Below are 21,053 nucleotides of genomic sequence, written 5' to 3' on the forward strand. Positions count from 1 at the left end.
CTGCGGGGCCCGGGGGCCTGGAGATCATCCTTCTCTGCGGAGCCTGCCACGCCGAGCCGTTCTTGGCAACCACCAGGTCATTTCTGCTTCTGGCAGGTGCCGGTGGCATGCCATACCGCTTCCGCCAGGGGCGTTGCGCACGTCGCCGTCACCGGATCGCGAAGCCGTCGTAGATCCCCCGGGGCGTGTCCCAGATCTCAGTGACTCCGTCCACACGCCCGGGTGTGTCGTCCCCCTGGAGCCAGTCGAGCAGACCCTGGCATCCGGCCCGGGTTCCTTCCGCGACCACCTGGACCCGTCCGTCGTCCAAATTGAGAGCAAAGCCACTCAGGCCGCCGATCTCCAGCGCCTTGGCCCGCGTGAACCAGCGGAAACCCACACCTTGGACACGTCCGCGCACCCAAACGACCAGCCGTACAACCTCGTTCATGGGTGCACGCTAACCGGACAAAGTCTCTCGCAGCACTTCCTCCCCTCCCGCCATGCGGTACCGTCCCGACCCAATGAGTCTCATATGAAACTCACTCTTTCGAGTGAGGGACGCTGACCAAGAACGAGGAAGGCCAGGAGATGGGACGCCACGGACGCTCCGCCGCCGGTCGCGCCGCCACGGGCCGCACCACCGGGGTCACGGAGAACCACGGACCCCTTACGGAAAGTTACGGCCCGGAGAACCTGTACGGCTACGCCGCCGTCGCCGACCTCCCGCCGACCGCCGCTGCCCGCTCGCACCGCAAGCGGAAGACCGCGACGCCGGTACGCACGGGTCTGCTCGGCGTCTCCGCGGCCGTGGCACTGGGCACCGTGGCCGTCGCCTCCGGCGTGCTGCCCGGCACCGAGAACTACTCGCTCGGTGGTGGCAGCAACAACTCCGACAGCGTGCAGGCCGTGGGGTCCCCGTCCAGCCAGGAGACCCAGCAGGGCGGTACGTCGGGCAGTGCGAGCGCGGACGGCCGCGAAGGCACGTCGACGAGCCGTGACGCCGACCGCTCCGCGTCGCCCTCGGCTTCGGCACCGGCGTCGACCACTCCCGTGACCTCGCCGGCCGCGCCGACGACGGCGCCCTCCCCGGCGCCCACCACCACCAAGCCGGGCAAGTCCGCCAACGGGAACAAGCCCGCGACTCCGCCCGGTCAGGCCTCGAAGACCAAGGCGCCCAAGACCACCGCCCCGGTCGACGTCTCCGCCCAAACGGCGGCCGAGACCGAGGTGCTCAAGCTGGTCAACGACGAGCGGGCCAAGGTCGGCTGCAGTCCGGTGGCGGCGAACAGCGCCCTGTCCGACCTCGCCCAGGCCTTCAGCGAGGACATGGCCACGCGCGACTTCTTCGACCACACCGACCCGAGCGGGCTCAGCCCCTGGGACCGGGCGGCCAAGGCCGGGATCACCAGCCTCGGCGGCGAGAACATAGCCCGCGGCCAGGCCGACGCCGCCGCCGTCATGGACGCCTGGATGAACAGCCCCGGCCACCGCGCCAACATCCTGAATTGCGACTTCAAGACCCTGGGCGTGGGTGTGCACCTCGGCACCGGCGGCCCCTGGTGGACGCAGGACTTCGGCTACTGAGATAACCGCAGGTCAGCGCCCCATTCACTGCCCTGGGCCGTCTCGGGGCCGTCATCCGCAGGTTCACCGTCTCTGAAGACGCGATCGACGGCGGCCCGGGTACGGGTCCCGCTCGACGGCATCAGGTGCGTGTACGTACGCAGTGTGAAGCCGGGATCATGGTGTCCCAGGTACTCACTGAGCGCCTTGATGCTCTCCCCCGCATCAAGCCCCCGCCCGATGGGCGGGGGAGGGCGCGGCGTCCCGCTGGCTTGCATCAGTCATGAGACTTCACCGACCTGGCCGTGCATTGTCCCGGTTCGCCCCACACGGAGCCCGTCCCCGTCCTACAGTGGCCTTGTCCCCATGCGCTGATCGAGGAGGAGCTCATGCAGTGCCCCTTCTGTTCAGCGTCCACGGTGGTCGTGGATTTGCGAGAAGACGAGAACGGTTCGATCAGGCGGCGACGACAGTGTTCGGACTGCCGGCGAAGGTTCACGACGGTTGAGACGTGTTCGCTCGTTGCCTTGAGCCGGGCCGGGGTCACGGAACCTTTCTCAAGGCAGTCCGTGATGACTGGCGTTCGTACAGCAGCGCAACGACGCCTGCGCGTTGTCGATGCACATGCCCGATCTCGCAGATCGAAGAGATGCTCTCTGGCTCCCTATATCTGCCGTCACCCGGTACTCCAAGAGACTGACACCAGCAGGAATGGCGCATGGTCGCCGTTCCCGCTGGTTCCTGCTTCGGGCCGGGGCTGATCCAGCGTCGTCGCTTTATCCGTCTGATTCCGCACGCGAGGAGCGCGGTGCGCAGTCCGGCCCTTGAGCGCACCCACGCCTTCATGGGATCACTGATCCAGGATCTTGCCATCAACGTTGTCAGCGGCGTACTCGTCAGCCTGGCGGGGCTCGTAGTTCAGAGGCTGCGTCGACACCGCATCCGCAGGAGCGACGAGCTGACATCAGCGGCTGACACCAACATCAACGAATAGGGGCGGGTGCCAGGGCATCCACCTCGTGCCCTGCGCCCCGGAACAGAGTCAGCCGGGACGAAGGATCGGGCCCTGAGGCGGCGGTACAGCAGCGAAGTACAGCAACCACAGCAACCGGTCCCATCCCGTAGCGTCCATGTAGACCCGAAGTGCGGCCTGTATGACCGTCATTGACCGATCTATCTAGAGCTACGGATCAGAAGTCCCCCGTGCCACACCCGTGCCAGATCCGGAGGGGAACTCCGGGGAACGGCAGTGGCCGGCGGGTGAGTGCCCCTCGATCGACCCACCTGGACAGTTCGCAGGCCAGAGCGGCACTCGCCTCACCTCGCTCCTTAAAGCGGCGGCCCGCGGGGCCCTCTCTACGCCTGTCGAAGAAACTCCAGGTCAGAGCGCTTCTTTCGACGGCGTGACCGGCTCGCCGGACTTACGTACTACAGGCAGCACTCCAACGAAGGTTCACCTATAGGTTGATGTAGATCCGGCGCTCTCCGGAAGCCTGGCGCTCACGGCATGACCCGAAAGACGGGGCCTGCGAGCCAGGACCGACTCACCGGGCGGCCGGCTCCGGGGCCGAGACGGCGCGGCTGCGGGAATCGGCGAGACGGGTCTTCAGAGTCTGGGCGCCGAGGGCGAGGCAGACCCCGAGCAGCAGGACGTAGAACACGCCGATCTTGCGCAGGTCGTCGAGGAAGTACCACACCGACGTCAGCCCCGTGAACCAGAACGCCATCAGTGCGAACCCGCCCGTGCGCTCGTCTCGGTAGCCGGCGGTCAGGCACGCCCCGGCGACGAGCCCCAGCAGCAGGGCGATGACGACGTACCGCGTCTCCCAGCCCATATTGGCGCGGGAGAACTCCGACCACACCGCCACGGCCTCCGCCACCGGAGCCCAGGCCACGGCACACGCCAGGCGGGCCGACCACAGCAGCAGTACACACCCCGCGAGGCCGCTGAGCAGCGCGACCAGGGGGAAGTGCTCAGTGGCGATCATCTCGGACCGCGACACCACCACCGCGAGGGTGCTTCCGAGGAGTGCGACCATCCCCTCCGGCGTGGGCTGGAACACCACCCGGCCCAGGGACCTGATCCCATCCGATCGCCTCGCAGCCCGGTCGTGTCGCGGAGCCTCTGCCGGCTCGGGCCGGTCCGCCTGAGCACGGGGATCCATGGCGGTCGGGGTCGGCATCGCGGGCGCCGTGGGTATCTGCGCGTACTCCGCGACTCGATCCAGTTCCGCCTTCATCTCCGCCGCGTCAGCGAACCGGTCCTCCCGGCGCTTGTGCAGCGCCCGCAGCACGACCGCGTCCACGCCTGGCGGCAGTCCCGGGCGCAGCCGCGACGGTGGTACAGGTTCCTGCGCCAGGTGCTGGTGCATCACCGAGAACGGCGACTCCCCGGTGTACGGAGGGCGGCCGGTCAGCAACTCGTACAGCAGGCAGCCCACCGCGTACAGGTCCGTCCGGTGGTCCGTGTCGCGGCCTTCGATCTGCTCCGGCGCCAGATAGGCGGGCGTACCGACTGCCACGCCCGTCCCGGTCAATCGGGTCGCCATCTCGCTGAGCGCCTTCGCGATACCGAAGTCGAGGACTTTGGCTATCCCGGCCCGGGTGAACATGACGTTCGCCGGCTTGATGTCCCGGTGCACTATGCCGTGGCCGTGGCTGTGCCGCAGGGCCTCAAGCACCTGCCCCGCCGCGTCGACCGCCTGCTCGGTCGGCAGCGGTCCGTCTCCCAGTACCTGGGCGAGGGTCCGACCCTCGACGTACTCCATGACCAGATACGGCACGGCGAAGCCGTCCACCGCGTCCTCGCCCACGTCGTACACGGTCGCTACGCCGGGATGGTTGAGCGCGGCGGCCGCGTGTGCCTCGCGCTGGAACCGGGCGAGGAACTGCGGCTGCCGCACCAGCTCGGCGGAGAGCGTCTTGACCGCGACGGTACGGCGCAGGCGGTGGTCAACGGCCCGGTGCACCGTGCCCATCCCACCCTGGCCAAGCTGCTCCACCAGCTCGTACCGCTGCCCCAGCGTCCTGTGCTCCACCGCGTTCCCCCAACGGGCCGTCCACGTCCTCTGCGTGTCGACGCCGGCAGTCCGCGGTTCGCAGATCGCGTTCGACACATGGAAGGAGACGCTGGACGCCGGGTACCGTTCCCATCGGATGACGTGATCAGAGCCTCATACGCAGGCGACCACGAGGCACAGGCCTCTTGCAGCGCATCTTTCGATGGTGTGATCGGCGTGCCAGACTTACGGCATGGGGGCAAAACAGACCACGGGAAGTTGATCCACTCACCGTTGGACAGCACCCCGCCCGCCTCGGACGACCGACTGACCTGCCGAGGCGGATCCCAGACCGTCCAGCCCGTAGTTCGCATCGAGGGGCACGCACCACAGCACCCCCGCTCGGGCCGTCTCTGGGCCGTACGGGGGTGCTCGACAACAACCAACGCTGACAACCGTCGACAGCTAAGTCGCAGGTCGCGGCGTTGGTCGATTACATGACCGCAGGTCACAGACCCGGCCCGTCACTTCTTCGGCTACTAGCCGACGGCCCGCCCCTCACGACAAGACGAAGCCGCGCCCCTCGCTGAACGATGGGGCGCGGCTTTGTCGTGCGGGTGCGTAAACGATTGCGTAAACGCTTACGCAAACCTTTGCGCGAACGTTTGCGCAGCTCCTCGGAAGCGTTTACGCAAACGATTGCGCAAGCGTTTACGCGGCCGCCCCGGCCACCGCCGCGCGCCCCAGCGCGAACACCCGCGCCGCCTCCGTGACCCGGCGCCCGAGGTGTTCCGCCGTGGCGATGTCGGCCTTGTGAACCGTCTCCGGACCCTCGTCGACATTGGTCTGGGCGGCGGCGCCGGCGAAGACGCCGAGCCGGTTGAGGTCGTGTTCGGAGGCCGAGGAGCTGTTCCAGCCCGGGTGCAGACCGAGGTTGACCCAGTTCATTCCGTGCTGGGCAGCCAGGATCTGGAAGAACTGCAGGGTGTGCAGCTTGTCGCCGCTCTTGGAGCCGGAGTTGGTGAATCCGGCGGCGAGCTTGTCGTGCCAGTCCTGTCCGAACCAGCGCTTCGAGGACGCCTCGGCGAAGACGTGGAAGGCGCCGGAAGCGGTGCCCATATAGGTGGGCGAGCCGAAGACGATCGCGTCCGAGGCGTCGAGCAGTTCCCACTGGGCGTCGGTGATCGAGTCGACGCTGATCAGGTGCACCTGGGCACCTGCCTCGACGGCACCGGAGCGAACGGCCTCGGCGAGGACGGCGGTGTGGCCGTAGCCGGAGTGGTAGGCGATGGAAACGACAGGGGTATTCGGGGTGCTCACGATGGGGACTCCTCCAGGTGGTGACAACGAACCAAAGGAAAGCACTAACTTCTGGTTAGCGCAACTCACTGGTTAGCGCTGCGTCGGAGTATGGTGAGCCCATGAAACCCAGCGTGCAGACCGCCGAGCGCGGTGAGTGTCAGGACCTCCCGTACGACGTGTTCGCACGCAGCTGCCCGTCCCGGGGCACGTTGGAGCACGTCACCGGACGCTGGGGATCGCTCACGCTCGGAGCGCTGCACGAGGGAACGTTCCGCTTCAACGAGCTGCGGCGCAGGGTCGACGGCGTCAGCGAGAAGATGCTCTCCCAGACACTGCACGCGCTGGAGCGCGACGGCCTGGTGCACCGTGAGGCGCAGCCCACGAACCCCCCGCGCGTCGACTACACGCTCACCCCGCTCGGTCGCGAGGTCTCCGAGCGCCTGCTGACCCTCATCCACTTCGTCGAGGACCGCATGGACGATGTCCTGGCGTCCCGCGAGCGCTACGACGAGACCCGCGAGAGCTGATCCGGGCTTGCGGCCACGTCGGGCCGAGCGGCTACGGCGTGACGCGCGGCGGACGCTGGCAGCGCGGGCAGAAGTAGCTGGACCGGTTCATCCAGGCGCGCCGCCGCATCGGCGTCCCGCACCGGCGGCAGGGCTCGCCCTCGCGGCCGTACGCGTCGAGCGAGCGGTCGAAGTAGCCGGACTCGCCGTTGACGTTGACGTACAGGCTGTCGAAGCTGGTGCCGCCGACAGCGAGGGCCTCGTTCATGACGTCGCGGATGTGGCCGAGGAGTTCGGCGGTGCGCGGCCGGGTGAAGCCGGCCACGGGACGTTCGTAGTGCAGTTTGGCGCGCCAGAGCGCCTCGTCCGCGTAGATGTTGCCGACCCCACTGATCAGCGACTGGTCGAGCAGGGCGCGTTTGATCGTCGTACGCCGGGCGCGCAGGGCCGTGTGGAACGCGGCGTCGTCGAAGAGGGGGTCCAGCGGGTCGCGGGCGATGTGCGCGATGACGTCCGGCAAGCCGTCAGGGGTGTTCTCGTGGAGGGAGAGCCCGCCGAAGGTGCGCTGGTCGACGAAGCGCAGCTCGGTGCCCTCCGCCCCGGCGGGGGCGGGCGTCCGGGTGTCGTCGAAGCGGATGCGGATGCGCAGGTGCTTCTCGTCCGGGGCGTCCTGAGGCTGCACCAAGAGCTGGCCGCTCATGCCGAGGTGCGCGAGGACGGAGAACGGGGAGTCTTCGAGGGGCAGCCAGAGGTATTTGCCGCGGCGCATGGCTGGTCCTACGCGGTGGTCCGCGAGCGCCTTCGCGAACCCCTCGGGTCCGGCGAGATGCCGCCGTACGGCGCGCGGGTGCCGTACTTCGACCGAGGCCACGGTCCGCCCGCTGACCCACCGCGCCAGGCCGCGCCGCACGACTTCGACCTCGGGCAACTCGGGCACGGGACTCCTCCGTAGGGGCGGGCACGGGAACGACGCCCGAAGGCTACCTCGTGCTCGCGTCACCCGGACGGGGGCCCGGAACACACGGACACAAGACGCATCGGGCCCCTGTCGCGGCGCGTGCGCTGCGACAGGGGCCCGATGCTTACGAAGGTGCTACGAAGGAATCAGGCCGTGGCCGAGTCGCTCGTCGGAGCCGAGGGGGTGTCGGCGGTCCCCTCGGCGACCTGGGCAGCCTGCTCGGCGGCCTGAGCCGCTTCCTCGGCGGCCTGGGCCGACGTCGCTCGTTCGTCCGCGGCGGCGCGGATGGCACGCCACGCGGACTCCGCGGCCTGCTGCTCCGCTTCCTTCTTGCTGCGGCCGGTGCCGGTGCCGTACGAGACGCCTCCGACGCGGGCGGCAGCAGTAAAGGTCTTCTCGTGGTCCGGGCCGGTCTCCGAGACCAGGTACTCGGGAACGCCGAGCCCCTCGATCGCGGTGAGTTCCTGGAGACTGGTTTTCCAGTCCAGGCCTGCGCCCAGATTCGAGGACTTCTCGATCAGTGGGTCGAAGAGCCGGTGGACGAGTTCGCCCGCCGCGTCCAGACCTTGGTCGAGATAGACCGCGCCGATCACCGCTTCAAGGGTGTCGGCGAGGATGGATGCCTTGTCCCGGCCTCCCGTGCCTTCCTCGCCCCGGCCGAGCCGGATGAAGGAGCCGAGTTCGAGGCCGCGGCCCACTTCCGCCAGCGCACGCGAGTTGACCACCGCGGCCCGCAACTTGGCCAGCTGGCCTTCGGGCAGGTCGGGGTGAGTGCGGTACAGCGTGTCCGTGACCACGAGGCCGAGCACGGAGTCCCCGAGGAACTCCAGACGCTCGTTGGTCGGCAGACCGCCGTTCTCGTACGCGTAGGAACGGTGGGTCAGCGCACGCACCAGAAGGGCGGACTCGAGCTTGTACCCGAGCCGCCCTTCCAGAAGCGTGTGGGACGAGGCTGTGTTGTCCGCCTTTTTCTTGGCGTTTGGGTCCGCCTTGGCGTCAGACATCAGACCTCTCACCAGCCGCTCAGACCTCGAGGACCTGGCGCTTGTTGTAAGTGCCGCAAGCCGGGCACGCGATGTGCTGCAGCTTGGGCTCGTGGCAGCGCTCGCACGCAACCAGGGTGGGGACCGCAGCCTTCCACTGCGACCGGCGGTGGCGCGTGTTGCTGCGCGACATCTTCCGCTTCGGAACAGCCACGGCTACTTCTCCTGCTTCTCGTCGACGTGCGCTGATGGAAGCGCGCCGCCGCTCAACTCGTCCTTCTCGCCGTCTCCGGATGAACCAGCGAGTCCCTGCAGTGCCGCCCAACGGATGTCGACGGCGTCGTGGTGGTGGTCCGGGTCGTCCGCGAGCCGGACTCCGCATTCGGAGCACAGGCCAAGGCAGTCGTCCTGGCACACCGGCTGCATCGGCAGTGCGAGCACCACCGCATCACGCAGCACGGGTTCGAGGTCGAACAGTCCGTCCTCGATGAAGAGCCTGTCCTCGTCTTCCTCGGCGTCGTCGGCCGGCTCCGCTTTCACGCGGCCCCGGTCGTCGGCGTCAGGGTACGAGAACATCTCCTGGAAGTCCGCTGCGAGCTCCAGCTCGAGCGGCTCCAGACACCTTACGCACTCCCCCTCGGCCCGTGCACGGGCGGTGCCTGTGACAAGCACACCTTCCATGACCGACTCGAGCCGGAGCTCGAGCTCCATCGGGGCGCCTTCCGGCACTCCGATGACTCCCTGGATCCCGAGATCCTTGGGGGCGTCGATCGTGCGGGTCAAGCGCTGCAGCGCACCAGGACGCCGCCCCAGCTCGTGTGTGTCGAACACGAGAGGATTGCGGTGGTCGAGGTGGGTGTTCAGAGCCATTTCCTGCTTTCGATCTTCGAAACTCGAGGGGTCGCCGCCCCTGGTGTTCCCGGGCAGCAGTGATCGCGGGCGTACACGCGACCGAAGAACCAGGATACTGGACCTTTCGCTCTCGGCCCAATCCGGTGCCCAGCCGGTACTCGGACAGTGTCCGCCCGGTGCCCGTTCGGGGTCAGCGACCCTGTTCGTACGCGCGCAGCTGCTCGGCGCTGATCATGGTGGTGTCGAAGAGGCTGGTCTCGTCCAGGGCGTTCGCCATCGGGTCCAGGGCCCCCGGCTGCTGCTGCGGATAGGCCTGCTGCCCGCTCTGGTCGTACGCCGTCTGCTGGTCGTAGCCCTGCTGCTGCGGGTAGGCGGCGTACGGGTCGGCCTGCTGGTAGCCGTACGCGTCCTGCTGGGCGTACTGCTGCTGATAGCCGTAGGGGTCGGGCTGCTGCTGGTACGCGTAGGCGTCCTGCTGCTGTCCGTAGTTCGGCTGGGCCGGCACCTCGGGGGTCTGCACGGGCCGCTCGGGGGTCTCCGAGAGCTCGGCGAGGCCGGCCAGGTAGTCGGAGTCGCTGGTGTGATGGCCGGGCGTCCCGTCCTCCGCGAAGGTGCCCAGCTCGCCCAGGTCATCACTGGCGATGCGGCCGTGCAGCTTCTGGCGACCCTTGCCGACGGCCTCCAGGGTCTTGGCGAGGACCGCCTCGAAGGCGCCGAGCTTGACGTCCACGTACACGTCGGCGTCCCGGCGCAGGGTCTCCGGGTCGTGGCTGCGCTCGGGGGCGTCCTCGTCCTCGTAGCCCTGCTCGTCGGTGCCGGGGCCGGTGCCGAGGAGCTTCTCTCGGCCGCGGCCGACGGAGCCGAGGGTCTTGGTGAGGACGACCTCGAAGTTGGCGAGCTTGGAGTCGACGTAGTCGTCGGCCTCCGCGCGGATCTCCTCGGCCTCCTGGCGGGCCTCGGCGAGGATGCGGTCCGCCTCGTTCTGGGAGCGGCGGGCGACCTCGGTGTCGGAGATCAGGGAGCCGCGCTGGGCGTGCGCCGACTCGATGATCCGCTCGGCCTCCTGGCGGGCCTGCTCGACCATCTGCTCTCGGCCGCCGATCAGCTCCTCGGCCTGCGCGAGGGAGCCGGGCAGCGCCTGGCGCACCTCTTCGAGCATCGAGAGGAGCTCGGCGCGGTTGACCACGCACGAGGCCGACATGGGCATGGAACGGGCGCTGCCGACCGCCGCGACGATCTCATCGAGCTTCTTCTGCACGTCCACCGTGTGCTCGCCACTCTCTACAGCTGTGATGGAGACGGACGGGTCGACTGTACGACCACTCCCACCCCGCCCGACACCTGGTGACGCACTGTCAGGTGCTCAGCTCTTTCCGAGCCGCCCCTTGAGCGCCTCCAGGACGACTTCCGGCACCAGGTGGGAGATGTCGCCGCCCCACTGGGCGACCTCCTTCACGAGCGAGGAGGAGAGGAAGCTGTAGGTGGGGCTGGTCGGGATGAACAGCGTCTCGACGCCCGAGAGGCCGTTGTTCATCTGGGCCATCTGGAGTTCGTAGTCGAAGTCGCTGACCGCGCGCAGGCCCTTCACGATGGCGGGGATGTCGCGCTGCTTGCAGAAGTCGACGAGGAGGCCGTGGTAGGCCTCGACCTGGATGTTGCCGTACTCGGCGGTGACCTCGCGGATCAGCTCGATCCGCTCGTCGACGGTGAACAGGCCCTGCTTCGACTGATTGATCATCACCACGACGTGCACGACGTCGTAGAGCCTGGAAGCGCGGGCGATGATGTCGAGGTGTCCATTGGTGATGGGGTCGAATGACCCCGGACAGACGGCGCGGCGCAACTGTGGTTCCTCGCTCTCCGGTCCGGTCATCGTGCGTCTTCGCACGTAGAGGCGGCGCGACCGTACCAAAACGTCCCCTCGCCGTAACGACGGGCCCGGATCGCGTCGAAACCGTCCGGCCAGCCGAATTCGCCGCCTCTGGTGCTGCGCTCCACGGTGACGAGCGCTTCGTCCGCGAGCCAGCCCTGCGTCCGTAGTGTGAGCAGAATCTCGCGAAGATCGTCGTCGGAGACGGCGTACGGCGGGTCGAGGAAGACCAGGTCGTACGGATCCGTAGGCGCCGACCCCTGGACGATCTGCTCTGCTTTGCCCGATCTGACCTCGGCGCCGGGCAGGCCCAGCGTTTCCACGTTCTCGCGGATGATCCGGGCCGCGCGGGCGTCGGCCTCGACGAGCAGGGCGTGCCCGGCGCCGCGGCTGAGCGCTTCCAGGCCGACGGCGCCCGAGCCCGCGTAGAGGTCGAGGACGCGCTCGCCCTCCAGCGGGCCGCCGAGCAGGGACTGCCAGGTGGAGAAGAGTCCCTCGCGCGCCCGGTCGGAGGTGGGGCGGGTGCCGGTGCCCGGCGGGACGGCCAGACGGCGTCCGCCGGCCCGGCCGGCGATCACGCGGGTCATGAGGGTCCTTTGCGCTCGGAGTGTGTCGGGGCCAGTCTCTCAGCCCTTGTCCAGGTACTGCTCGCGCTCCTCGTCGAGGAGCGCCTCCAGGGCCGTGCGCAGACCGGGGAGGGCGGCGAGCTCGGGGTCGGCGGCGACGACCGCGGCGGCCTCCTCGCGGGCCTCGGCGATGATCTCCTCGTCCTCGATGACGGCGAGCATCCGCAGCGAGGAGCGGACGCCGGACTGGGCCTGGCCGAGCACGTCGCCCTCACGGCGCTGTTCGAGGTCGATGCGGGAGAGCTCGAAGCCGTCGAGCGTGGACGCCACCGCGGTCAGCCGCTGGCGGGCCGGGCTCGCCTCAGGCATCTCGGTGACCAGGAGGCACAGTCCGGCGGCGGAACCACGGCCGACGCGGCCGCGCAGCTGGTGGAGCTGGGACACGCCGAACCGGTCGGCATCCATGATCACCATGGCCGTGGCGTTCGGCACGTTCACCCCGACCTCGATCACCGTCGTGGCGACCAGGACGTCCGTCTCGCCCGCGGCGAAGCGGCGCATCACGGCGTCCTTGTCGTCGGGCTGCATACGGCCGTGCAGGACCTCGACCTTGAGTCCTTGGAGGGGTCCCTTGGCGAGCTGGTCGGCGATGTCGAGGACGGCGAGAGGCGGGCGCTTCTCGGCCTCGTCCTCGGGGGACTTCTTCTTGGCCTTCTTCGGGTCGGCAGGTTCATCGATGTCGTCGCCGATGCGCGGGCAGACCACGTACGCCTGATGGCCGTTCTCCACTTCTTCGCGCACGCGCTCCCACGCGCGCGTGAGGAAGTGCGGCTTGTCGGCGGCGGGGACGACATGGCTGGCGATCGGCGAACGCCCGGCGGGGAGCTGGTCGAGGACCGAGGTCTCCAGGTCGCCGAAGACGGTCATCGCGACCGTGCGTGGAATGGGCGTGGCGGTCATCACCAGGAGGTGCGGCGGCTGCTTGCCCTTGCCGCGCAGGGCGTCGCGCTGCTCGACACCGAAGCGGTGCTGCTCGTCCACCACGACCAGGCCCAGGTCGTGGAACTGCACCTTGTCCTCGATCAGCGCGTGGGTGCCGATCACGATCCCGGCCTCACCGGTGACCAGGTCGAGCAGCGCCTGCCGCCGCCCCGCCGCCCCCATGGAACCGGTGAGAAGCACCACCTTGGTGGAGTGCTCGGACCCGCCGAGCATGCCGCCCTCGGCCAGCTCGCCCATCATCTCGGTGATCGACCGGTGGTGCTGCTGGGCGAGCACCTCGGTCGGCGCGAGCATCGCGGCCTGCCCGCCCGCGTCGACGACGGCGAGCATGGCGCGCAGGGCGACCATCGTCTTCCCGGAACCGACCTCTCCCTGGAGCAGCCGGTGCATCGGGTGCTCGGTGGCGAGGTCGTCGAAGATCTCCTTGGAGACGTTCTGCTGGCCCTCGGTGAGGGTGAAGGGCAGCTTGGCGTCGAAGGAGGTCAGCAGCCCGTCCGGCTTGGGGAGACGGGCCACGGCGGGGAGTTGGGCGTCTGCGTGGCGGCGGCGGGCCAGGGCGACCTGGAGGACGAAGGCCTCGTCCCACTTGAGACGGGCGCGGGCGTCGTGGATGTCCGCCTTGGTGTGCGGGCGGTGGATCTTCAGAAGGGCCTCGGGGAGGGAGACCAGGCCGCGGCCGTCCCGCAGGGAGTCCGGCAGCGGGTCGACGGCCTCCTGGGCGCTGAGCAGCACCGTCTGCACAGACTTGGCGATCTTCCAGGACTCCAGCTTGGCGGTGGCCGGGTAGATCGGGATGAGCGCGCCCGCCCAGGAGTCGACGGTCTCGGCGGCGTCGTCGCTGTCGGCGCGCAGCGGCTCGTACGCCGGATGAGCCAGCTGGAGGCGGTGGTTGAAGACGGAGACCTTGCCCGAGAACATCGCGCGGGTGCCGGGCAGCAGGTCCTTGTGGGGTTTGTGCACGCCGTTGCCGAAGAAGACCAGCTGGAGGCGGCCGCTGCCGTCGGTGATGGTCACTTCGAGGCGCTGGCCCTTGCCGCGGGGCGCCTTGGCGGAGGCGAAGGTGAGCAGGCGCGCGTCGGCGACCTGGGCGACCACCGTGACGTGCTCGTCCATGGGCAGGTCGGCGAGGTGGGTGAGCTGCCCGCGCTCCTCGTATCTGCGCGGGTAGTGGTGCAGCAGGTCGCCGACGGTGTGCAGGCCGAGGTGCTCGGCCATCACCTTCGCGGTGGGGGGACCGAGCACCTTCTTCAGTGGTTCATCGAGCGCGGGCACGAGATCCATTGCACACCACACCACTGACATTGCCGTATACGTCCCGGAAATCCGCTGGTCAGACGGCTCGTTCCGGGCCTAGGATGACGCGCTCCGGCCCTCTTCGCGGTCACCGTCCCCCGGGACCGCCCGACCCCGCGCCGTCGCACGTCCCCCCACCCTCGGCGCAGCGACGATGGACTCCCAGACCTCACAGCCATCACAGGCATCCCAGTCACCTCACACCTTCCAGGTCGACCTGCGTGGTCTGGTGGACCTGCTCTCCCATCACCTCTACTCCAGTCCCAAGGTCTACCTGCGCGAACTGCTGCAGAACGCCGTGGACGCGATCACCGCCCGACGGGCGGAGCAGCCGCACGCCCCGGCCGCCGTGCGCCTGTACGCCGAGGGCGGCACGCTGCGTGTGGAGGACTCCGGCATCGGGCTCACCGAGTCCGACGTCCACAGCCTCCTCGCGACGATCGGCCGCAGTTCCAAGCGGGAGGACGGCCTGCAGGCGGCGCGCTCCGACTTCCTGGGGCAGTTCGGCATCGGGTTGCTGGCGTGCTTCGTGGTCGCCGAACGCATCCGCGTCGTCAGCCGCAGCGCGCGTACGCCCGACGCGGCGCCCGTGGAGTGGACGGCGACCGACGACGGCTCGTACACCGTGCGCACGCTGCCTCACGAGGCCCGTCCCGAACCGGGCACCACCGTGCACCTGGTGGCGCGCGCCGGAGCCGGCGAATGGCTCACCGAGGAGCGGGTCCGCTCCCTGGCCCGGGACTTCGGCTCGCTGCTGCCGTACGACGTACGCGTCGGCGACGAGGCGATCGCGGACCTTCCGGCGCCCTGGGACCGCACCCATCCGAGCCCCGCCACCCGCAGGGTGGCCCTGGCCCGCCACTGCCACGACCTGTTCGGTTTCACACCGCTGGACACGATCGACCTGAACGTGCCGCTCGCCGGAGTCCGCGGCGTGGCGTACGTCCTGCCGTCCGCGGTCAGCCCCGCCCAGCGCGCGAGCCACCGGGTGCACCTGAAGGGCATGCTGCTCACCGAGCGGGCCGAACAACTGTTGCCCGACTGGGCGTTCTTCGTGCGCTGCGTCCTGGACACGGACAGCCTGCGGCCCACCGCCTCGCGCGAGTCGCTGTACGAGGACGAGACCCTGGCGGCCGTGCGCGAGGCCCTGGGCGAGCGCATCCGGTCGTGGCTGACGGGGCTCGCGGCGGGCGACCCGGAGCGTCTGGCGGCCTTCCTGTCGGTGCACCACCTGGGCGTGAAGTCCCTGGCGCGGCACGACAACGAGATGCTGCGCACGATGCTGCCGTGGCTGCCCTTCGAGACGACCGACGGACGGCTGTCCCTGGAGGAGTTCGCGCTGCGTCACCCGGTGGTGCACTTCACGCGGACCGTGGAGGAGTACCGCCAGGTCGCGCCCATCGCCTCCGCGCAGGGCATCGGGGTGATCAACGGCGGCTACACGTACGACAGCGAGCTGGTGGAGGCGCTGCCGTCGGTGCGTCCGGGGACGGTTGTCTCGGAACTGGACGCCGACACCGTGACGGCGCACCTGGACGCCGTCGACCCGGCCGAGGAGCTGGCCCTCTCGGGCTTCCTGATGACCGCCCGGGCCAAGCTCGACCCCTTGGGCTGCGACGTGGTGCTGCGCGCCTTCCACCCGCTCTCCGTGCCCGCCCTGCACCTGGACGACCGGGCGGCCCGCCACGAGCAGGCCCGCGCGGAGGCCGAGGAGCAGGCCGACGACCTGTGGGCGGGCATTCTCGGCTCGCTGCGCGGCAGCGCGCCCCGCGCCCGCCTGGTCCTCAACCACCTCAACCCACTGATCCGGAGGATCAGTTCACTGCGCGACCCGGAGCTGATAGGCACCGCCACGGAGTCCCTCTACGGGCAGGCCCTCCTCATGGCGCAGCGCCCCCTGCGGCCTGCCGACTCCGCGCTCCTCAACCGCGCGTTCATCGGCCTCCTGGAGTGGGCCACCCACACCGAGCCCGGGAAGGACGACCTCCGATGAGCCAGGCCATGGGCATGGACTTCGACACCCTGCGCCAGGCGATGGCGGACAACCAGGAGCAGCCGGAGGGTCCCGCCCGCAACGCGCGCGCGGAGCAACTGCTCGTCGAGGCCGAGAAGCTGAACATCCCGCTCGCCGTGATCGAGGCGCTCGGACACCAGCTGAAGGTCTACAACTACAGCTCCGAGAAGGACAAGATGTTCGTCCCCTTCGCGCGTCTGCTGCGCATGTGGGACGAGCGCCCCGAGGACTTCGACGAGTACGAGACCCACTCCCTGCACTGGGTCTTCAAGTGGATGTCGGCCGGCATGCTCGACCAGCCGCACATCCCGCTCGCCTCCATAGAGAAGTGGCTCGGCGAGATGGAGCACCGCTACCGGCTGGCCGGGCACTCCGAACGGGCCGTGCGCGGGGCCGAGTTCAGCGTCGCCGCGCACCTGGGCGACGTGGGTCGCGCCGAGCGGGCGTACACCGCGTGGCTGGCCGCCGACCGGGACACCATGGCCGACTGCCACGCGTGCGAACTCCACAGCCAGGGGTGGTGGCGGGCGGAGCGCGACGCCGACGAGGAGGCGCTGGAACTGTGGCGCCCGGTCCTGGAGGGCGAGTACACCTGCGCCCACGAGCCGCACACCGTCCTGGCGTCCTCCCTGGTCCCCCTGCTGCGTCTGGGCCGCCTGGACGAGGCCCGCGCCCATCACCTGCGGGGCTTCCGGCTGGTGCGCCCCATGGAGAGCATGCGTGGCGCGTACGCGGACCACGTGGAGTTCTGCGCGCTCTCCGGCAACGAGGCGCGCGCCCTGGAGCTGCTCGCGGAGCGCCCCGCCTACTTCACCGACTCCGGGGACCCGCGCAGCAAGCTCGACTTCATGGCCGTGACGGCTCTCCTCATGGACCGCCTGACCGGGCTCGGTCTCGGCGATCAGCCGGTGCCGGGACCGGCGGGCCGGGAGTGGACCGCGAGCGGGCTCGCGGTCCACGCGCGCGGGGAGGCCCTTTCCCTGGCGGCGCTCTTCGACGCGCGTAACGGCACGTTGTACGTCAGTGAGCGGGCTCGTGGGCGGATGGATCAGCGGCCGTTGGTCGAGCGGTTGCCGCTGGGGGTGCGGTCCCGGTCCGCGCGACACTTGTCGCCTTCGGGCTCCGCTACGGGTTCGGGTTCCGCTTCGGCTTCGGCCCGCTCGTCTGCCGCCTTCGTGGAGTCGGATGCCGGCCCGGACCCGTCCTCGCTCCCGGCGCTGCTCGCCGAGGCCCGGCGGCTGTCCGCGACCCGGAGCCCGGACGCCGTCGAGGCCTGGGCGGCGGTCTCACGGGCCGCCGAGGGCCGGGAGCTGGACGTCCGCGACCGTGCGGAGATCGCCGACCACGCGGCGATGGAACGCGGTCCCGAGGGCATCGAACTCTTCCACGAGGCGGCCGGGCTCTACGCCGAGGCGGGCGACCCCGGCGAGGCGCTCGCGGCCCGTGCCCGTGCCGCGTACGTCCTCGCCCTCACCGGCGGGCCCGAGGAGGCGCTCGCGACCGTCTCGAAGCTGTACGAGGGGGTGCTCGCCCTCCTCGCGGACGGCCGGACGGGGGTGTCCCAGGCGGCGTCCGTGCTGGTGGGGCGGGCGCGAATATTGATGCAGTTGGTGCAGGAGGGCGCGGACGAGGACGAGCCGGGGGCGACGGCATCCGGGACGGCCGGCTCCGGGACCGCCGATTCCGGGACCGCCGGGGACGAGGTCGTGGGTGCCGCCGAGGCGGCCGTGCGGGAGCTGCTGGCGCTGGCCGAGCCGCACATCTCGGACGTGCGGATGGCCTCGCGGGCCGCGGAGGCGCGGGCGATGCTCGGGGAGCTCGCGGCACACGCCGGGGACGCCGAGGCCGCCGCGGAACTGCTCGGGCAGGCCTCGGAGGCGTTCGTGGCGGCGGGATTGCCGTGGTTCGCCGTCGAGTACGAGTCCCGGCTCGCCGGGATCGCCCGGCACCTGGGCGACGCGGAGGGGGCCGAGCGGGCCGCGCGCGCGGCGCTGGAGCACGGAGGGCCTCGCCTGGAGCCGATGGGGCACGCGCAGCTGCACCTGCAGCTCGCCGAGGTCCTGGACGCCGCCGGGCAGTTCGGGCCCGCCTCGGAACACGCCCTGGAGGCCGCGCACTGGGCCGACGAGGCGGGCCAAGGGCCCACCCTCGGCGCCTGGGCCCGGCACCAGCTCGGCGGGTTCCTGCTCCGTCAGGAGCGGTGGGCCGAGGCCGCGGAGATCCTGGAGTCGGCGCTGCCCGACCTGACCACCGAGATGCACGGGGACGGTGCGATCGTGCAGACGCGGTGGTGGCTCGGCGACTGTCTCACCGAGCTCGGCGAACACCGTGCGGCGGCCGAGCACTGGTTGCGGGCCGCGGACATCGCCCGGCACTGGCCCGAGCAGCGTGACCACGCGATGCTCGCCCACCTCGCCGCCGAGGCGCTCGGCCACGCCGAACTGCCCGCGCAGGCCGAGCAGGCGTACGCGCGCGCCGGTGATCTGTGGCGTGCCGTCGGCAACGTCCACGGTCTGATCCGGTCGCTGCGGGCCCGGGCGTGGGTCGCGTTGCGTACGGACTCGGGGCTGGACGGGGCGCGGGAGTCGATGGCGGCGGCTGTGCGGGAGTGCGAGGAGGGGCTTCTGGCGATGTCGTCCTCCGTCGGGGCCGAGGCTGTGGAGCGCTCCGATGCCGCGGAGGGCTCGGATGCCGTGGAGGACTCCGATGCCGTGGAGGCCCGTCATCGCCTTGTAGCTGAACTCGGTCACACCCACCGGCAGTTCGGTGACCTCGTCGCCCGTTCCGTTCCGGACGACGCGCAGGAGGCTCTGGGCCACTACACGCGGGCCATCTCCGTCTTCGCGTCCCTCGGAGACGACGCCCTCGACGCGCGCACCGGGGCCGAACTCGCGGCGGGGTGGCTGGAGGCCGATCTGCTCAGGCCCGCGGCGGCGGCCGCACGCGCGCGTGCGGTGCTTTCCGCGTACGCGGGTGTGGACGGGGAGGCCGCGGCGGCACGTCGGGCCGAGGCGGAGAAGATGCTGGGCGTGACGGAGAAGGCGTGATGGAGAAACAGCGGGACCAGTGACGGTTGGGGGCGGGAGGTCTCGCCCCCGCCGCCCCTACCCGCTCCCGTCCCCCGGGGGCTCCGCCCCCGGACCCCCGCTTCGGCCCGAACGGCCTCGTCCTCGAACGCCGGACGGGCTGAATGACGCGCGCCGGCGCTCCCACGGGCCGCGGGGAACCGCGCCCCCCGCCGGCTACTCCACCCCGATCAGCAGCAACGCACCCTGTCGCCCGCCCCGGTACGCCACCGTGTCCACGGCCAAGTACGACTCCCGGACCCGCGCTTCGAGATGGGCGGCGATGGAGCCGGGAGCCTCGTCGCCCAGGACGAGGGTGACCATCTCCCCGCCGGCGGCCAGCATGCGGTCGAGGACGGTTTCGGCGGTGGCGGTGATGTCGGAGCCGATCACGGCGACATCGCCGTCGATGAGCCCGAGGACGTCGCCGGCCTGGCAGATGCCGGCCATGGTCCAGGACTGACGCTCGGCGACGGCGACCTCGGCGTAGCGCGTGGCGCCCGCCGCCGAGGTCATGGCCACGACGTCCTCGTCGAAGCGACGTTCGGGCTCGTGGACGGCGAGCGCGGCGATGCCCTGGACCGCGGAGCGGGTCGGGATCAGCGCGACCCGGACGCCCTCCGTACGGGCCTGCTCGGCGGCGGCCGCCGCGGTGTGGCGCAGATCGGCGTCATTGGGCAGCAACACCACCTCGCGCGCGTGGGCCCGGCGTACGGCCTCGACGAGTTCCCCGCTCGCGGGCGGTTCCCCGGGCCGCGCGAGCACAGTGGTCGCCCCGGCCTCGGCGTACAGCCCGGCCAGCCCTTCGCCGGGCACGACCGCCACCACGGCCCGCTGCGCCCGCTCCCGGGGCGGCCGCCCGGCCGCGCCCGCCGTGTGGGCGTCGCCGAGCCCGAAGTGCGTGATCCTGATCCGGTACGGCCGCCCGGCCTCGACCCCCGCCTCCACTGCGGCACCGGCGTCGTCCGCGTGCACATGGACGTTCCACAGCCCGTCCCCGCCGACCACGACGAGCGAGTTGCCCAGGCGGTCGAGCCGGGCCCGCAACCGTGCCACGTCCGCGTCCTCGGCCTCCAGCAGGTAGGTCACCTCGAAGGCCGGGCTGTCTTCCCCGGGCCGGCCGTCCACGCACACGCCGTTCACATCCACACGGTCCACACCGTCCACGCCACTCACACCGTCCACGCCACTCACGCCGTCCACGCCACTCACGCCGTCCATGCCATTCACGCGCGTGTGGACCTCGCCCGCCACCCCTCCGGCGCCCGGGGACTCCCCCGTGAACGTCTCCGCCAGTGCCGCCAGCACCGCCAGCAGCCCCCGCCCACCCGCGTCGACCACACCCGCGCGCTCCAGCACGGCCAGCTGGCCGGGGGTCGCCATGAGGGCCGCCCGTGCTCCCTCGTACGCCGCGCACGCGACCGCGCCGCAGTCGCCCTCCGTACCGGTGGCCGCCTCGGCGGCGGCCGCGGCGACCGTGAGGACCGTGCCCTCCACGGGGTGCGCCACGGCCTCGCGTGCGGAGTCGGCTGCCTGTCGCAGGGCCAGCCGAAGGGCCTGTCCGTCGGTGTGAGCGGTCTCACCCTCGGCCTCACCGGCAGTCTCACCGGCGGTCTCACTCCCGGCCTCACCATCGGCGGCGAGTACCTGCGCCATGCCGCGCAGCAGCTGCGCGAGGATCGTCCCGGAGTTCCCGCGGGCCCCGATCAGCGCCCCGTGCGCCATCGCCCGCACGGCGTCGGCGAGAGTGGGCAGACCGATCCCCGTGACCCCCGTGGAAACGGCTCCAGTGGGAGCGGACCCCGTGGGACCGGCCCCCGTCACCGTCTCGTAGCCCGCGAAAACCGCCTCCACCGCCGCGGCCGCAGACTCCACCGTCAGATACAGATTCGTCCCGGTGTCCCCGTCCGCGACCGGGTAGACATTGATGGCGTCGATCTCCTCGCGGGCCCGCCCCAGCGCCTCCAGCGCGAGGCCGCACCAGGTGCGCACCGCGAGAGCATCCAATGTCTGCGGCACCTGCGGCACCTGCGCCTCCTTGAGCTTCTGGACGTGGCACGCAGCGTAGACCCAGGACGGGTTACTGACGGTAGGGGGC

At 70.5% G+C, this 21,053-nt stretch carries 17 protein-coding genes and 2 pseudogenes; 6 read left to right on the plus strand and 13 right to left on the minus strand.

Annotated features, from left to right (window positions below; translation table 11 throughout):
- Positions 1–148: 148 nt before the first annotated feature.
- A complete protein-coding gene (locus ACFZDJ_RS30510; RefSeq protein WP_054235378.1) occupies positions 149–430 on the minus strand; it encodes an acylphosphatase in 282 nt (93 codons plus the stop codon).
- Positions 431–570: 140 nt separating this feature from the next.
- Between ACFZDJ_RS30510 and ACFZDJ_RS30515 the strand changes: the two genes are divergently transcribed.
- Entirely contained in the window at positions 571–1,566 is a 996-nt protein-coding gene (locus ACFZDJ_RS30515; RefSeq protein ID WP_391063629.1) for a CAP domain-containing protein, read from the plus strand.
- Here the strand turns inward: ACFZDJ_RS30515 and ACFZDJ_RS30520 are convergent.
- Positions 1,560–1,775: pseudogene (locus ACFZDJ_RS30520) on the minus strand (hypothetical protein); the annotation flags it as partial. The gene ACFZDJ_RS30515 and the pseudogene ACFZDJ_RS30520 sit on opposite strands and share 7 nt — an antisense overlap.
- A gap of 159 nt (positions 1,776–1,934) precedes the next feature.
- On the opposite strand from ACFZDJ_RS30520, the pseudogene ACFZDJ_RS30525 reads away from it, so the two are divergent.
- Both ACFZDJ_RS30525 and ACFZDJ_RS30530 read left to right on the plus strand, forming a co-directional pair.
- Positions 1,935–2,177: pseudogene (locus tag ACFZDJ_RS30525) on the plus strand (transcriptional regulator NrdR); the annotation flags it as partial.
- An 86-nt stretch (positions 2,178–2,263) separates the two neighbouring features.
- On the plus strand, positions 2,264–2,539 hold the full coding sequence (locus tag ACFZDJ_RS30530) for a hypothetical protein (protein WP_391063631.1): 276 nt from the start codon (positions 2,264–2,266) through the stop codon (positions 2,537–2,539).
- A gap of 550 nt (positions 2,540–3,089) precedes the next feature.
- On the opposite strand, the gene ACFZDJ_RS30535 is transcribed toward ACFZDJ_RS30530, so the two are convergent.
- On the minus strand, positions 3,090–4,583 hold the full coding sequence (locus tag ACFZDJ_RS30535; protein ID WP_390933610.1) for a protein kinase: 1,494 nt from the start codon (positions 4,581–4,583) through the stop codon (positions 3,090–3,092).
- A gap of 672 nt (positions 4,584–5,255) precedes the next feature.
- Positions 5,256–5,864, minus strand: coding sequence for an NAD(P)H-dependent oxidoreductase (locus ACFZDJ_RS30540; RefSeq protein WP_390933611.1), 609 nt, complete (start codon positions 5,862–5,864; stop codon positions 5,256–5,258).
- Between the two features lie 101 nt (positions 5,865–5,965).
- Here ACFZDJ_RS30540 and ACFZDJ_RS30545 point away from each other — a divergent pair, with 101 nt between their 5' ends.
- On the plus strand, positions 5,966–6,373 hold the full coding sequence (locus ACFZDJ_RS30545) for a winged helix-turn-helix transcriptional regulator (RefSeq protein WP_391063634.1): 408 nt from the start codon (positions 5,966–5,968) through the stop codon (positions 6,371–6,373).
- Positions 6,374–6,404: 31 nt separating this feature from the next.
- Here the strand turns inward: ACFZDJ_RS30545 and mutM are convergent, their stop codons facing one another.
- The 8 genes from mutM to recG form a co-directional block, all read right to left on the minus strand.
- Positions 6,405–7,289 (minus strand): bifunctional DNA-formamidopyrimidine glycosylase/DNA-(apurinic or apyrimidinic site) lyase, encoded by an 885-nt coding sequence (gene mutM, locus ACFZDJ_RS30550; RefSeq protein WP_391063637.1) that lies wholly within the window; start codon positions 7,287–7,289, stop codon positions 6,405–6,407.
- A gap of 167 nt (positions 7,290–7,456) precedes the next feature.
- A complete protein-coding gene (gene rnc / locus ACFZDJ_RS30555) occupies positions 7,457–8,314 on the minus strand; it encodes a ribonuclease III (protein ID WP_390933613.1) in 858 nt (285 codons plus the stop codon).
- 19 nt (positions 8,315–8,333) lie between these two features.
- Positions 8,334–8,507 carry a 50S ribosomal protein L32 gene (rpmF, locus tag ACFZDJ_RS30560; protein WP_006139588.1) on the minus strand — a complete coding sequence of 58 codons (174 nt, stop codon included), beginning with the start codon at positions 8,505–8,507 and terminating at the stop codon, positions 8,334–8,336.
- A 2-nt stretch (positions 8,508–8,509) separates the two neighbouring features.
- Positions 8,510–9,163 carry a DUF177 domain-containing protein gene (locus ACFZDJ_RS30565; RefSeq protein ID WP_168511552.1) on the minus strand — a complete coding sequence of 218 codons (654 nt, stop codon included), beginning with the start codon at positions 9,161–9,163 and terminating at the stop codon, positions 8,510–8,512.
- Between the two features lie 172 nt (positions 9,164–9,335).
- Positions 9,336–10,409, minus strand: coding sequence for an ATP synthase F0 subunit B (locus ACFZDJ_RS30570; protein ID WP_384911890.1), 1,074 nt, complete (start codon positions 10,407–10,409; stop codon positions 9,336–9,338).
- 99 nt (positions 10,410–10,508) lie between these two features.
- Positions 10,509–10,988, minus strand: a complete 480-nt coding sequence (gene coaD, locus ACFZDJ_RS30575) for a pantetheine-phosphate adenylyltransferase (RefSeq protein WP_306454782.1) — start codon at positions 10,986–10,988, stop codon at positions 10,509–10,511.
- Positions 10,989–11,014: 26 nt separating this feature from the next.
- Complete coding sequence (rsmD, locus tag ACFZDJ_RS30580; protein ID WP_391063641.1) at positions 11,015–11,602, minus strand: 16S rRNA (guanine(966)-N(2))-methyltransferase RsmD; 588 nt, start codon at positions 11,600–11,602, stop codon at positions 11,015–11,017.
- A 39-nt stretch (positions 11,603–11,641) separates the two neighbouring features.
- Positions 11,642–13,864 (minus strand): ATP-dependent DNA helicase RecG, encoded by a 2,223-nt coding sequence (gene recG, locus ACFZDJ_RS30585; RefSeq protein ID WP_390933616.1) that lies wholly within the window; start codon positions 13,862–13,864, stop codon positions 11,642–11,644.
- A gap of 166 nt (positions 13,865–14,030) precedes the next feature.
- Here recG and ACFZDJ_RS30590 point away from each other — a divergent pair, with 166 nt between their 5' ends.
- On the plus strand, positions 14,031–15,869 hold the full coding sequence (locus ACFZDJ_RS30590; RefSeq protein ID WP_391063644.1) for an HSP90 family protein: 1,839 nt from the start codon (positions 14,031–14,033) through the stop codon (positions 15,867–15,869).
- On the plus strand, positions 15,866–18,937 hold the full coding sequence (locus tag ACFZDJ_RS30595) for a tetratricopeptide repeat protein (RefSeq protein WP_391063646.1): 3,072 nt from the start codon (positions 15,866–15,868) through the stop codon (positions 18,935–18,937). The genes ACFZDJ_RS30590 and ACFZDJ_RS30595 overlap by 4 nt, the downstream gene beginning before the upstream one ends.
- Positions 18,938–19,132: 195 nt before the next feature.
- Here the strand turns inward: ACFZDJ_RS30595 and ACFZDJ_RS30600 are convergent, their stop codons facing one another.
- Complete coding sequence (locus ACFZDJ_RS30600) at positions 19,133–20,983, minus strand: DAK2 domain-containing protein (RefSeq protein ID WP_391063648.1); 1,851 nt, start codon at positions 20,981–20,983, stop codon at positions 19,133–19,135.
- Positions 20,984–21,053 lie beyond the last annotated feature (70 nt).

This window comes from Streptomyces sp. NPDC007896 (assembly GCF_042959425.1).
Lineage (GTDB): Bacteria > Actinomycetota > Actinomycetes > Streptomycetales > Streptomycetaceae > Streptomyces.

Excerpts from the sequence above, each read along its gene's own strand:
- ACFZDJ_RS30515 (WP_391063629.1), top strand. The coding sequence starts at position 571 with ATGGGACGCCACGGACGCTCCGCCGCCGGTCGCGCCGCCACGGGCCGC.
- ACFZDJ_RS30545 (WP_391063634.1), top strand. The coding sequence starts at position 5,966 with ATGAAACCCAGCGTGCAGACCGCCGAGCGCGGTGAGTGTCAGGACCTC.
- ACFZDJ_RS30565 (WP_168511552.1), bottom strand. The coding sequence starts at position 9,163 with ATGGCTCTGAACACCCACCTCGACCACCGCAATCCTCTCGTGTTCGAC.
- recG (WP_390933616.1), bottom strand. The coding sequence starts at position 13,864 with ATGGATCTCGTGCCCGCGCTCGATGAACCACTGAAGAAGGTGCTCGGT.
- ACFZDJ_RS30595 (WP_391063646.1), top strand. The coding sequence starts at position 15,866 with ATGAGCCAGGCCATGGGCATGGACTTCGACACCCTGCGCCAGGCGATG.
- rnc (WP_390933613.1), bottom strand. The coding sequence starts at position 8,314 with ATGTCTGACGCCAAGGCGGACCCAAACGCCAAGAAAAAGGCGGACAAC.
- ACFZDJ_RS30510 (WP_054235378.1), bottom strand. The coding sequence starts at position 430 with ATGAACGAGGTTGTACGGCTGGTCGTTTGGGTGCGCGGACGTGTCCAA.
- ACFZDJ_RS30590 (WP_391063644.1), top strand. The coding sequence starts at position 14,031 with ATGGACTCCCAGACCTCACAGCCATCACAGGCATCCCAGTCACCTCAC.
- ACFZDJ_RS30530 (WP_391063631.1), top strand. The coding sequence starts at position 2,264 with ATGGTCGCCGTTCCCGCTGGTTCCTGCTTCGGGCCGGGGCTGATCCAG.
- rsmD (WP_391063641.1), bottom strand. The coding sequence starts at position 11,602 with ATGACCCGCGTGATCGCCGGCCGGGCCGGCGGACGCCGTCTGGCCGTC.